We start from the raw sequence: 12,913 nt of genomic DNA, 5'->3' as shown, positions 1-12,913 counted from the left end.
TGCTCGACGTGACGCCGCTGTCGCTCGGCATCGAGACGCTGGGCGGCGTGTTCACCCGGCTCATCGACCGCAACACCACGATCCCGACCAAGAAGGGCCAGATCTTCTCCACCGCCGAGGACAACCAGAACGCGGTGACGATCCGGGTCTTCCAGGGCGAGCGCGAGATGGCGGCCGACAACAAGATGCTCGGCCAGTTCAACCTCGAGCAGATCCCACCGGCCCCGCGCGGCATCCCGCAGATCGAGGTGACCTTCGACATCGACGCCAACGGCATCGTCTCCGTCAGCGCCAAGGACAAGGGCACCAGCAAGGAACAGAAGATCACCATCCAGGCTTCGGGTGGCCTCAGCGACGCCGACATCGAGAAGATGGTGCGCGAAGCCGAGGAGAATGCCGAGAGCGACAAGGAGCGGCGCGAGCTGGTCGAGGCGAAGAATCAGGCGGAAAGCCTGATTCATGGCACCGAAAAGTCGGTGGCCGAACATGGCGACAAGGTCGATCCGACGACGATCGAGGTGATCGAACTCTCGATCAAGACCCTGAAAGAGGCGATGGAAAACGGCAATGCCGAGAAGATCCGCGCCCGCAGCCAGGACCTGACCGAGGCCGCGATGAAGCTGGGCGAGGCGATCTACAAGGCTCAGTCCGAGGAGAGCGCCAAGGCCGAGGGTGGCGCGGCGCCGAACCAGGACGACGACATCGTCGACGCCGATTTCGAGGATCTCGGGGACGACAAGAAGTCCTGAGCGCGACGCGATCGAGAATGGATGGCCTGCCCCCGACCCGGGCGGGCCATTCCGCTGTTTTAGGGGTCGGCTGTTAGGGACAGTGTTCGCCCATGGCCAAACGCGACTACTATGATCTTTTGGGTGTCGGCAAGGACGCGTCGGAAGCGGAAATCAAGAAGGCCTATCGCAGGAAGGCGATGGACCATCATCCCGACCGCAATCGGCACGACCCCAAGGCCGAGGGTCATTTCAAGGAAATCAACGAAGCCTACGACGTGCTGCGCGACGGCCAGAAGAAGGCCGCCTACGACCGCCATGGCCACGCCGCCTTCGAGACCGGCGGCGGCGCTGGCTTCCGGCAGGGCGCGGGCGGCGCGGATTTCGCTTCGGCCTTCTCGGACGTGTTCGACGACCTGTTCGGCGATTTCATGGGCGGCGCTCAAGGGCGCGGCGGCCGCGGCCAGCGGGCGAGCCGCGGCTCGGACCTGCGCTACAATCTCAAGCTCAATCTGGAAGAGGCGTTCCACGGCAAGCAGGCGACGATCAGCGTGCCGGGCAGCGCGGCCTGCGACATCTGCCACGGCACCGGCGCCGAGGGCGGGGCGGAGCCTTCGACCTGCCCCACCTGCTCCGGCCAGGGCAAGGTACGGGCGCAACAGGGCTTCTTCACGGTCGAGCGCACCTGTCCCACCTGCGCCGGCCGCGGCCAGATCATCAAGAACCCCTGCAAATCCTGCGCCGGCGCCGGCCGGGTGCGCAAGGACCGCCAGCTCAATGTCAGCATCCCGGCGGGAGTCGAGACCGGCACGCGGATCCGGCTGGCCGGCGAGGGCGAGGCGGGCCTGCGCGGCGGCCCGGCGGGGGATCTCTATATCTTCATCGAGGTCGATGCCCATCCGATCTTCGAGCGCGAGAACCAGAATCTCTTCTGCCGCATTCCGGTCAGCATGACGACCGCCGCGCTCGGCGGCGAGATCGACGCGCCGACGCTCGACGGCGGCCGGACCCGGGTCAAGGTGCCGGCGGGCGTGCAGTCGGGCAAGCAGCTGCGGTTGCGCGGCAAGGGCATGCCGGCCTTGCGGGCGGCCGGGGCGGGCGATCTCTATATCGAGCTCGCGGTCGAGACGCCGGTCAACCTGTCGAACCGGCAGCGCGAGCTCCTGCGGGAGTTCGAGGAGGCGGGCAAGGACAACAACCCGGAAACGCAGGACTTCTTCAGCCGGGTGAAGAGCTTCTGGGATGGGATGAAAGGCTGAGCCTCGGGCCGCTTGGCGAAGGCGGCTCCAAGGACAAGATCCCGGGAGCGGATTTTCGGGAGGGTTTTGCGATGAGCACGGAGGCCAAGGCCTACAAGGTGACGCGGAGCGAAGCGGAGTGGCGCGAGCTCCTGACGCCGGAGCAGTACGCGGTGATGCGCGACCACGGGACGGAGCGTCCGGGCAGCTGCGCGCTTCTCGTCGAGAAGCGGCCGGGGGTCTTCGCCTGCGCCGGCTGCGGCGAGGCCGTGTTCGACGGACGCGTGAAGTTCGAGAGCGGCACCGGCTGGCCGAGCTTCAACACGCCGGTCGAGGGGGCGGTCGAGACCACCTCCGACCGCTCGTTCGGCATGGTCCGGACCGAGGTGCATTGCGCGACCTGCGGCAGCCATCTCGGCCATGTGTTCCCCGACGGTCCGCCCCCGACGGGCCTGCGCTACTGCATCAACGGCGTGGCGCTGGATTTCCACCCCGTGTGACGGCGGCCCGCGGCGCCCCCTTGTGAGGGGCGGGGCTCGGCGGCTAAACGGGGCCCCGAGAGGGGACCCCCCGTGACTGACGATGCTCCGACCGCCTCGCCGATGATGGCGCAATATCACGCCATTAAGGCGGACCATCCGGACGCGCTGCTGTTCTACAGGATGGGCGATTTCTACGAGATGTTCTTCGCCGACGCCGAGGCGGCGAGCGCCGCGCTCGACATCGCGCTGACCAAGCGCGGCCAGCATCTCGGCCAGGACATCCCGATGTGCGGTGTCCCGGTGCACGCGGCGGAAGGCTATCTGCTCTCCCTGATCCGCAAGGGCTTCCGCGTCGCGGTCTGCGAACAGATGGAGGATCCGGCCGAGGCCAGGAAGCGCGGCGCGAAATCTGTGGTGCGACGCGAGGTGATCCGGCTGGTAACGCCCGGCACGCTGACCGAGGACAGCTTGCTGGAGGCGCGGCGGCACAATTATCTCGCGGCCTATGGCGAGGTTCGGGGCGCGGGAGGTTTTGCCTGGGTCGATATCTCGACCGGCGAGGTGACGGTGGCGGCCTGCGACCGGACGGGGCTCGGGCCGATGCTGGCGCGGCTCGGCCCACGCGAGGTACTGGTGCCCGAGGCGATGGAGAACGACCTCCGCGACCTGATCGCCGAGGCCGGCGCGGTCGCGACGCCACTCGCGGCGGCGAGCTTTGATTCCGCGGCCGGCGAGCGGCGGGTCGGCGCGGTCTATGGTGTCGCCTCGCTCGACGGGTTCGGCGCCTTCGAACGGGCGGAGACCGGCGCGCTCGGCGCGATCCTCGACTATCTGGAACTGACGCAGAAGGGCCGGCTGCCCCTGCTGCTGTCACCGACCCGCGAGACGGTCGGCGGGGTGATGCGGATCGACGCGGCGACCCGGCGCAACCTCGAACTGACGCGGGCGTTGTCGGGCGGGCGCGAGGGGTCGCTGCTCGCCGTGATCGACCGCACGGCGACGGGCGGCGGCGCGCGACTGCTCGAGGCGCGGATCGGCGCGCCCTCGACCGACGCGCGCCTGATCCGGGCGCGGCAGGCCGCGGTCGCCTGGTTCGTCGAGACACCGGAGCGGGGACGCGCGACGCGCGACGCGCTGCGCCGGGTGCCCGATCTCGAACGCGCGCTGTCGCGGCTCGCGCTCGACCGGGGCGGTCCGCGCGATCTGGCAGTGATCCGCGACGGGCTGGCGCAGGCCGAGCGGCTGCGCCAGCTGCTCTCCGGCGAGGTGCCGAATGTTCTGGCCGAGGCTCGCGACGCGCTGGCGGGGCACGAGGAGCTGAGCGAGCTGCTCGGCGCCGCGCTGGTGGCCGAGCCGCCGCTGCTGACCCGCGACGGCGGCTTCGTCGCGGCGGGCTATGCGGCGGAACTCGACGAGACCCGCCGGCTGCGCGACGAGGGTCGCGAGGTGGTCGCGGCCCTGCAGGCGGAATATGTCCGGTTGAGCGGTATCGGCGCGCTCAAGGTGCGGCACAACAATGTGCTCGGCTATTTCATCGAGACGCCGGCGACCCACGCCGAGAAGATGCGGACCCCACCGCTCAACGCCACCTTCATCCACCGGCAGACGACGGCGAACGCGGTGCGTTTCACCACCCTGCCGCTGGCCGAGATCGAGACAAAAATCCTGAACGCCGGCGGTCACGCGCTCGATCTCGAGCGGCGGATCTTCGAGCGGCTGCGCGGCGCGGTGCTCGGACGATCTGGCCCGGTGGCGGCGGCGGCGCGGGCGCTGGCGGAGATCGACCTTGGGAGCGCGCTGGCCGATCTGGCGCTCGGGTTCGACTGGACGGCGCCGGAGATCGAGGAGAGTCGGGCGTTCGAAGTGGTGGCCGGCCGGCATCCGGTGGTCGAGGCGGCGCTGCGGCGGGCGGGCGGCGCCTTCGTCGCCAACGATTGCGACCTCGGCGCGGACGGCGCGGAGGCGCGGCCGATCTGGCTGATGACCGGGCCGAACATGGCCGGCAAGTCGACCTTCCTGCGCCAGAACGCGGTGATCGCACTGCTCGCGCAGATGGGCGCCTATGTGCCGGCGGCGCGGGCGCGGATCGGCATCGTGGACCAGCTCTTCAGCCGGGTCGGCGCGGCGGACGATCTGGCGCGCGGACGCTCGACCTTCATGGTCGAGATGGTGGAGACGGCGGCGATCCTGAACCAGGCGGGGCCGCGGGCACTGGTCGTTCTCGACGAGATCGGCCGGGGGACCGCGACCTATGACGGCCTGTCGATCGCCTGGGCGGTGCTGGAGCATCTGCATGACGTGAACCGGTGCCGCGCGCTCTTTGCCACGCATTATCACGAGCTGACCGCGCTCGCCGCGAACCTGCGCGGCTTGCGCAACGCGACGGCGGCGGTCCGTGAATGGCAGGGCGAGGTGATCTTCCTGCACGAGGTGCGCGAGGGCGCGGCTGACCGATCCTATGGCGTGCAGGTCGCACGGCTGGCCGGCCTGCCGCCCGCCGTGATCGAGCGCGCGAAAGTGGTGCTGGAGGCGCTGGAGCGCGGCGAGCGGGAAAGCGGCGGCAAGGCGAAGGCGCTGGTCGATGACCTGCCGCTGTTCAGCCTCGCGGCCCGGGCGCCGGCGAGCACGCCGGCACCGTCGGCCGTGGAGGACCGCCTGCGCGCCGCCCATCCGGACGAGCTCACGCCGCGCGCGGCGCTGGAACTGGTCTACGAGCTGCGGGGATTGCTGGCGCCCGGGTAGAGCAATATCCAACGGCCCATCCCGTTGGCTTCCCGACCAAGCGTGCCGCGGGCACGCGAGGCACAGGCCCGACAAAGCCGAGACACTGTCTCGGCCGGGCTGATCGCTGCAGGCCCGGAGGGCCGGAGGCGATAGGGCGTGGGGAAGCGCCGGACCTCGAAGTACGGACGGGGGCGCCTCTGGGTGGCCGCTCGCGGACACCCCTCGGGAGGGGCGTCCGCGGCCGGTCTCGCCGACGGTCGAGACCGGCAAGCTCAATCGTCGTGCTGGAGGACAGGCCGGAGCGGGCGGCCCGGTTCCGCCCGGGCGGCTCTCGCTCCCGCGGACCTTTATTCCGGTTTCGGGATCGTCGGACCACCCGAGGAGACGCCGACCTGCGCGGGGCGCAACAGGCGGTCGCCGATGGTGAAACCGATGTTCATCACCTGGATGATGTCGCCGGCCTTGGTGTTCGGCACCGGCGCCTCGAACATCGCCTGATGCAGCTTGGGATCGAACCGGTCGCCGGCCTCCGGGCTGATCCGGTTGATCTTGTGCTTCTCGAAGGCCGAGAGCAGATCCCGATGGGTCAGCTCGATCCCCTCGATCAGGCCCGGCGCCGCGTCGCGCACCTCCTGCGTCACATTCTCCAGCGCGCGGGCGAAATTGTCCTGCACGGACAAGAGGTCGCGGGCGAGGCGGGTGGCACCATAGACCTCGGCGTCGCGGCGGTCGCGCTCGGCGCGCTTGCGCATGTTCTCGGCATCGGCCAGGGCGCGCAGCACGCGGTCCTTCAGCTCGGCGACCTCGACCCGCAGCGCGGCATTCTCGTCGGCCTCCACGGCCTCGTCGCTGAGATCCTCGTCGTCCTCGAATTCGATCTCCGGATCGTCGAGGAACTGCTCCTCCAGATCGTGCTTGTTCTTGTCTTTAGCCATTAAACTCGTCCTAGCCTTGGCCGCGGCGGGAGACCAGCCGACCGACCAATTGCGCGGTATAGTCAACGATCGGAACGATCCGGCCGTAGTTCAGCCGGGTCGGTCCGATCACACCCACCGCCCCGATGATCCTGCGGTCCGCATTCATATAGGGAGAGACCACCAAAGAGGAACCCGAAAGTGAGAAAAGCTTGTTCTCCGAACCGATGAAGACCCGTACCCCTTCGCCGCCCTCGGTCAGCTCCAGAAGCTGCGAGAGGTCGCGCTTGCGTTCCAGGTCGTCGAACAGGCCGCGGATGCGTTCGAGCTGCGCCGCGTCCTCGGTGCCTTCGAGCAGGTTGGCCCGGCCGCGCACGATCAGCCGGTCGCGCGTCATGTCGCCGTCGGCGGCCCAGATGGCGGTTCCGCCCTCGACGAGGCTGGCCGACAACTGATCCAGTTCCGCCCGCCGCTTGGCGATCTCGGTCGTGACCACGCCGCGCATCTCGCGCAGGGTGCGGCCCTGCAGAATCGCGTTGAGGAAGTTCGCGGCCGACCGCATGGCCGAGGGCGTGAGGCCGAGCGGCGGCTGGAACACCCGGTTCTCGACCTGACCGTCGGCGGTAACGAGCACGACCAGCGCCCGATCGGGACCGAGCGACACGAACTCGATATGACGGATCGGCGCCTCGGTCTTCGGTGCGAGCACCAGGCTGGCGCCATGCGTGAGGCCGGACAGCATCTCGCCCGCGCGGTCGAGGATCGCGGTCATGTCGGGCTCGTCGCCGCCGAGCGAGCGTTCGATCTCCGCGCGCTCGCTCGAGCCTACGTCGCCGACTTCGAGGATCCCGTCGACGAAGAGGCGAAGGCCGAGCTGCGTCGGGACCCGGCCGGCGGAGGCATGCGGGCTGTCGAGCAGGCCGAGCAGCTCGAGATCCTGCATGACGTTGCGGATGGTCGCGGGCGAGACGGCTTCGCTGATGCTGCGCGACAACGTGCGGGAGCCGACGGGCTCGCCGGTTTCGAGATAGGCCTCGACAAGCCGTCGGAAGACCTCGCGGCCGCGGTCGCTCATTTCCGAGAGAGGGGACGGAATCGGCGGTGCGGGCAATCGGACAACCTCGGGGAGCGCGCCGAACTCTAGGTCAGCCGGTGGCCGGCGGTCAATTCACCTGCGCCGAAGTCGGAGGGTGGTCGCATCCGGCTCGGCCGCGTCCTGACGACCTTCCGGCGGCGGGTTTCGGGGCCTGGACTCGACGTGGAGCCGAGCGCGACTACAATATCGGGCAACAAGATGGCACCAGGCCCAGGGACGTAGCACGAGAGGGAGCACGCAATGGCAAAGAACATGATCTGCGTCTGGTACGACAAGGACGCCGAGGGAGCCGCCCATTTTTACGCGGAGACCTTCCCCGACAGCGAGGTCAAGGCCGTGCACCGCGCGCCCAGCGACTATCCCTCGGGCAAGAAGGGCGACGTGCTGACGGTCGAATTCACGGTCGCGGGCATCCCCTGTCTCGGCCTCAATGGCGGGCCGATGTTCAAGCACACCGAAGCCTTCTCGTTCCAGATCGCCACCGATGATCAGGAGGAGACCGACCGCTACTGGAACGCCATCGTCGACAACGGTGGCGCGGAGAGCGCCTGCGGTTGGTGCAAGGACAAGTGGGGAATTTCGTGGCAGATCACGCCCCGCGTGCTGACCGACGCCCTCGCCGTAGGGGGCGAGGAGGCGAGACGCGCGTTCGAAGCCATGATGACCATGCGGAAGATCGACGTCGCGGCCATCGAGGCGGCGCGGCGCGGGTGAGCCGCCGCGGCGGAAGCCCTCCGTTCAGGATCGGCGGTTTCCTGCCCGGGCGCGCTTCGGGAACCGTCAAAGACTGGTGGTGATCCCGCCGTCGACGAAAAGCGTGTGGCCGTTCACGAAGGAGGAAGCATCGCCGGCGAGGAAGACGGCGGCGCCGACCAGCTCGGCGACCTCGCCCCAGCGCCCGGCGGGTGTACGCTGCGCGAGCCAGGCGGAAAAGTCGGGATCCTCGACCAGCGCCCGGTTGAGCGGTGTGCGGAAATAGCCCGGCGCGATGGCATTCACCTGGAGGCCATGCCGCGCCCAGTCGGCGGCCATGCCTCGGGTAAGGTTGCGGACCGCGCCCTTGGCGGCGGTATAGGGGGCGATGCCGGGGCGGGCGAGCTCGCTTTGCACCGAGGCGATATTGATGATCTTGCCGCGGCCGCGGGCGATCATGCCGCGCGCCACCGTCTGGCCAACGTAGAACAGGCTTGAGACATTGGTCTCGATCAGCGCGCGCCAGCGCTCGATGGGGAAATCCTCGAGCGGGGCGCGGTGCTGGATGCCGGCGTTATTGACGAGAATATCGATCGGGCCCTCCGCCTCCAGCACGGCGACGGCCTCGGCCACGGCGGCGGGATCCGTCACGTCGAAGGACGACGCGCCGGCGCGATGGCCGCGGGCGCGCAGCGCCTCGGCGGCGGCCGCGACCCGCGCCGGGCCGCGGCCGTTCAGGATCACCTCGGCGCCATGGGCGGCGAGCCCCTCGGCGAGAGCGAGGCCGATCCCCTGGCCCGAACCGGTGATGAGGGCGCGGCGGCCGGACAGATCGAAAAGCGGGAAGGTCACGGGCGGGCACTCCCCGAAGGTTCAACGAAGACTTGCGCCGCGGCGATCGCGGCGGCGACCACCGTTTCGAGTGCGCCGCCGATCTCGACGGTGACGACGCCGGACTCGCCGCGCGGATCCTCGAGCGTCGCGAGCTGGCTGGTCAGCAGCGCGGGCGGCATGAAATGGCCTTGGCGCGCGTTCATCCGCTCGGCCAGCATCGCCTCCGACCCATGGAGATAGAGAAAGCCGACCGGCCGACCGGCCTCGGCGCGCAGCAGGTCGCGATAGGCGCGCTTGAGGGCGGAGCAGGAAACCACGATGACCCGTTCCGGCTCCACGGCGACGCGGGCGGCGATCGCCGAAAGCCAGGGCCAGCGGTCGGCGTCGGTCAGGGGGGAGCCGGAGGTCATCTTCGCGACATTGGCCGCCGGATGCAGCGCATCGCCTTCGACGAAGGGCGCGCCGAGATGGGCGGCCAGGCCCGCGCCGACCGAGGTCTTGCCGCAGCCGGAAACCCCCATCACCACGATCGCGCGGCGCCCGTCAGACATCATCGGCCCCGGCATGGGTGAGGTCGGACGGGTGATGGTGCGCGCGGCCCTCGAACATGGCGGGTAAGCCTCCCTTGTGCCCGGGTGGATGAGGTCACCCACGGTTGATTGTCTTCTCCCCTTGGCGAGGGCGGCGATGGTGTCAAGCGCCGCCTTCGACGAACGGGGTGACCGCCGCGCTGGACGGCGGCGGATGCGCGGGATATGTGGCGGCCCTGCGCGCTTGAAACGAAGGAGACTGCCCATGCGTCCGTCCGGCCGCGCCATCGACGCCACGCGCTCCATCAGCATCGAGCCGAACGTTTCGCGCCACGCGGAAGGCTCCTGCCTGATCCGGATGGGCGAGACGCACGTGCTCTGTACCGCCAGCCTCGAGGAGACCGTGCCGCCGTTCCTGCGCAAGACCGGGCTCGGCTGGGTCACGGCCGAATACGGAATGCTGCCGCGGGCGACCACGTCCCGCAACCGGCGCGAGGCCACCGCGGGCAAGCAGTCGGGCCGCACACAGGAGATCCAGCGGCTGATCGGCCGATCTTTGCGCGCCGGCGTCGATCGGGTGGCACTTGGGGAACGGCAGATCACCGTCGATTGCGACGTGATCCAGGCGGACGGCGGCACGCGCTGCGCCTCGATCACCGGCGGCTGGGTCGCGCTGCGGCTGGCCGTGAACAAGCTCCTGAAGGCCGGGGACATCAAGAGCGATCCGCTGACCGCGCATGTCGCGGCGGTCAGCTGCGGCATCTATGGCGGGCAGGCGATCCTCGATCTCGACTATGCCGAGGACAGCGTGGCCGGGACGGATGCGAATTTCGTGATGACCGGGACGCTCGGGCTGATCGAGGTGCAGGGCAGCGCCGAAGGCGCGACCTTCACGCGCGCGCAACTGGGCGAACTGCTGGATCTCGCCGAGAAGGGTGTGGGAGAACTCGTCGCGGCGCAGCGGGCGGCCATCGCGTGAGCCGCCGGTTCGCCGAGCCGCGACTGGTGGTGGCGACCCACAACCTCGGCAAGCTGGACGAGATCCGGGCGCTGCTCGCCGCCTATCCGGTCGAGATTCTCTCGGCGAAGGCGCTCGGGCTCGCCGAGCCGGCGGAGACCGAGACGACCTTCGTCGGCAATGCGCGGATCAAGGCGCACGCGGCGGCGAAGTCGAGCGGCCTGCCGGCGCTCGCCGATGACAGCGGGATCGAGGTCGATGCGCTGGATGGCGCGCCCGGGGTCTATACGGCGGATTGGGCGGAGACCCCGAACGGCCGCGATTTCGATCTCGCCATGCGCCGGACGCGGGCGGAGTTGATCCGGACCGGCGCGGCGGAACCCTGGACCGCGCGGTTTCGCTGCCTGCTGGTGCTGGCCTGGCCCGACGGCCATGACGAGGTTTTCGACGGCCGCGCCGAGGGCAGGTGCGTCTGGCCGGTGCGCGGCGTCGGCGGCCACGGCTACGATCCGATGTTCGAGCTGGCGGGATCCGCCCTGACGTTCGCCGAGATGGATCCGGGCGAGAAGAACCGTGTCAGTCATCGGGCGCATGCCTTCGCCAAGCTGGTCGCCGCCTGCTTTGCCTGACGCGATGGCGGCACGCGCCGAGGATTGGCGGGCGGGCGGATTCGGCGTCTATGTCCACTGGCCTTTCTGCCTGGCGAAATGCCCCTATTGCGATTTCAACAGCCATGTCCGCGCCGGCGTCGATCAGGACCGCTGGCGCGCCGCTTTGGTCGCCGAGCTTCGGGCGGTGGCGCGGGAGGTACCCGGCCGCGCGGTCACCAGCATCTTTTTCGGCGGCGGAACGCCGAGCCTGATGCCGCCGGAGACGGTGGCGGAGGTGATCGGGACGATCGGCGCGGCCTGGACACTGGCGGAGCGCTGCGAAATCACACTCGAGGCCAATCCGACCTCGGTCGAGGCCGGCCGGTTCCGCGGCTATCGCGACGCGGGCGTCAACCGGATCTCCATCGGCATTCAGGCGCTGAACGACACCGATCTGCGGGCGCTCGGCCGGATGCACAGCGTGGCCGAGGCGCGGGCGGCGTTCGACCTGGCGCGGAGCCTGTTTGACCGCGTGAGCTTCGACCTCATCTATGCGCGGCAGGGTCAGAGCCTCGCCGCCTGGGAGGCGGAACTGGGCGAGGCGCTGCGCATGGCGGCGGATCACCTGTCGCTCTACCAGCTGACGATCGAAGCCGGCACACGGTTCGGCGATCTCGCGGCGCGCGGCCGGTTGCGCGGATTGCCCGACGCCGACCTGGGCGCGGACCTCTATCTTGCGACGCAGGAGATTTGCGGCGCGGCGGGTATGCCCGCCTACGAGATCTCGAACCATGCGCGGCCGGGGGCCGAGGGGCGGCACAATCTCACCTATTGGCGGTCGGGAGATTACGCGGGCGTCGGGCCGGGGGCGCATGGGCGGCTGACGATTGGCGGCGTCCGCTGGGCGACCGAGACGACGTCGCGACCGGAAGACTGGCTGGTGGCGGTCGAGCGCGGCGACGGCGGAAATTCGAACCGGGAGATCGTGGCGGTGGAAGATCGCGCGATCGAGATGCTGCTGATGGGATTGCGGTTGCGCGAGGGGATCGATCTCGGGCGGTATCGCGCTCTGTCCGGGGCGGAGCTCGACGCCGGCGCGGTCGGGGAGCTGACGGCGCACGGCCTGATCGAGCGGCACGGAAGCAGCCTGCGTGCGACGGCGGCGGGTCGGCCGGTGCTGAACCACGTGCTCAAGGTTCTGGTTCGGTAGATAGTCTCGGCCGTGCAGCTTGAGGTACTGAACTACCCCCTCAGCGCTGGAGCAGTTGGCAGAGACCGTCGAGCTCTTCCAGATTGCCGTACCGGATACGAACTTCACCGGAATGACGGCCGGGCTTGTGCTCGATGCTGACCTTCAACCGGAGATTCGCGGTCAGATCCTCCTCCAGCGCCCTTGTGTCCGCGTCCTTCGCCGCCGGACGCGCCGCGCCCCGCTCGACGACCGGCGAGGCCGCGGCGCGGGCGAGTTGCTCGGTCTGCCGCACCGAGAGATCGCGGTCGATCACCTGACGGGCGAGGGCTTCCGGATTGGTCGCCGTGACCAGCGCGCGGGCGTGGCCGGCGCTGAGCCGGCCGGTGCGCAGCAGGTCGATGACCGGCTCCGGCAATGTGAGCAGGCGCAGCAAGTTCGCGATATGGCTACGGCTCTTGCCGAGCGCCTCGGCGAGGCGTTCCTGCGTATGGCCGAAACGGTCCATCAACTGCCGATAGCCGAGCGCCTCCTCGACCGCGTTGAGATCGGCGCGCTGGATATTCTCGATGATCGCGACTTCCAGAACCTCGGTGTCGTCCAGCTCGCGGATGACCGCGGGCAATTCATGCACGGCGGCGAGCTGCGCGGCGCGCCAGCGGCGCTCGCCGGCGACGATCTCGTATTCAGTCGGGTTGCCGGGACGCGGCCGCAGGATAAGCGGCTGGATGATGCCCTTTTCGCGGATCGAAGCCGCGAGGTCCTGCAGATGCTTGTCGTCGAAGTCCCGGCGGGGCTGGTTCGGATTCGGATGAACCTGCTCGATCGGGATCTGTCGGGCTCCGGATCCGGCGCTGGCGGGACGCGCAGGCTCCTCCGGCTGGGCAATATCGGCGAGGAGGGCGGAAAGACCGCGGCCCAGACCCTTTTTCTCCAT

At 69.4% G+C, this 12,913-nt stretch carries 13 protein-coding genes; 8 read left to right on the top strand and 5 right to left on the bottom strand.

Going from position 1 to position 12,913, the window contains the following annotated elements; all coding sequences use genetic code 11:
- From Q0480_RS06140 to mutS, 4 genes are all read left to right on the top strand, one after another.
- A partial coding sequence (locus tag Q0480_RS06140; protein WP_299131503.1) for an Hsp70 family protein occupies window positions 1-749 on the top strand: 749 nt, incomplete at its 5' end.
- Window positions 750-841: 92 nt separating this feature from the next.
- Window positions 842-1,987: a molecular chaperone DnaJ gene (gene dnaJ / locus Q0480_RS06135; protein ID WP_299131502.1), complete on the top strand. Its 1,146-nt coding sequence runs from the start codon at window positions 842-844 to the stop codon at window positions 1,985-1,987.
- 71 nt (window positions 1,988-2,058) lie between these two features.
- Entirely contained in the window at window positions 2,059-2,466 is a 408-nt protein-coding gene (gene msrB, locus Q0480_RS06130) for a peptide-methionine (R)-S-oxide reductase MsrB (protein WP_299131501.1), read from the top strand.
- 72 nt (window positions 2,467-2,538) lie between these two features.
- A complete protein-coding gene (mutS, locus tag Q0480_RS06125; protein WP_299131500.1) occupies window positions 2,539-5,190 on the top strand; it encodes a DNA mismatch repair protein MutS in 2,652 nt (883 codons plus the stop codon).
- A gap of 329 nt (window positions 5,191-5,519) precedes the next feature.
- Here mutS and grpE read toward each other — a convergent pair whose 3' ends face one another.
- Together grpE and hrcA are read right to left on the bottom strand one after the other, a co-directional pair.
- Window positions 5,520-6,107 (bottom strand): nucleotide exchange factor GrpE, encoded by a 588-nt coding sequence (gene grpE / locus Q0480_RS06120; protein WP_299131499.1) that lies wholly within the window; start codon window positions 6,105-6,107, stop codon window positions 5,520-5,522.
- A gap of 10 nt (window positions 6,108-6,117) precedes the next feature.
- Entirely contained in the window at window positions 6,118-7,161 is a 1,044-nt protein-coding gene (gene hrcA, locus Q0480_RS06115; RefSeq protein WP_299131498.1) for a heat-inducible transcriptional repressor HrcA, read from the bottom strand.
- Window positions 7,162-7,422: 261 nt separating this feature from the next.
- Between hrcA and Q0480_RS06110 the strand changes: the two genes are divergently transcribed.
- Window positions 7,423-7,896 (top strand): VOC family protein, encoded by a 474-nt coding sequence (locus Q0480_RS06110; protein ID WP_299131497.1) that lies wholly within the window; start codon window positions 7,423-7,425, stop codon window positions 7,894-7,896.
- A gap of 66 nt (window positions 7,897-7,962) precedes the next feature.
- Here the strand turns inward: Q0480_RS06110 and Q0480_RS06105 are convergent, their stop codons facing one another.
- Both Q0480_RS06105 and Q0480_RS06100 read right to left on the bottom strand, forming a co-directional pair.
- The gene (locus tag Q0480_RS06105) at window positions 7,963-8,727 is read right to left on the bottom strand and encodes an SDR family oxidoreductase (protein WP_299131496.1); all 765 of its coding nucleotides are present in this window, start codon (window positions 8,725-8,727) and stop codon (window positions 7,963-7,965) included.
- Entirely contained in the window at window positions 8,724-9,260 is a 537-nt protein-coding gene (locus Q0480_RS06100; protein WP_299131495.1) for a gluconokinase, read from the bottom strand. The genes Q0480_RS06105 and Q0480_RS06100 overlap by 4 nt, the downstream gene beginning before the upstream one ends.
- Window positions 9,261-9,504: 244 nt before the next feature.
- Here Q0480_RS06100 and rph point away from each other — a divergent pair, with 244 nt between their 5' ends.
- The 3 genes from rph to hemW are packed head-to-tail and all read left to right on the top strand — an operon-like array spanning window position 9,505 to window position 11,997.
- Complete coding sequence (rph, locus tag Q0480_RS06095) at window positions 9,505-10,218, top strand: ribonuclease PH (protein WP_299131494.1); 714 nt, start codon at window positions 9,505-9,507, stop codon at window positions 10,216-10,218.
- Complete coding sequence (locus tag Q0480_RS06090) at window positions 10,215-10,826, top strand: non-canonical purine NTP pyrophosphatase (RefSeq protein ID WP_299131493.1); 612 nt, start codon at window positions 10,215-10,217, stop codon at window positions 10,824-10,826. Before rph ends, Q0480_RS06090 begins: the two co-directional genes overlap by 4 nt.
- Window positions 10,827-10,830: 4 nt before the next feature.
- A complete protein-coding gene (gene hemW, locus Q0480_RS06085; RefSeq protein WP_299131492.1) occupies window positions 10,831-11,997 on the top strand; it encodes a radical SAM family heme chaperone HemW in 1,167 nt (388 codons plus the stop codon).
- Between the two features lie 40 nt (window positions 11,998-12,037).
- Here hemW and Q0480_RS06080 read toward each other — a convergent pair whose 3' ends face one another.
- Window positions 12,038-12,913: a ParB/RepB/Spo0J family partition protein gene (locus Q0480_RS06080; RefSeq protein ID WP_299131491.1), complete on the bottom strand. Its 876-nt coding sequence runs from the start codon at window positions 12,911-12,913 to the stop codon at window positions 12,038-12,040.

This window comes from uncultured Amaricoccus sp., assembly GCF_937891315.1.
Classification (GTDB): domain Bacteria; phylum Pseudomonadota; class Alphaproteobacteria; order Rhodobacterales; family Rhodobacteraceae; genus Amaricoccus.
This window is presented reverse-complemented; position numbering and strand designations above follow the sequence as displayed.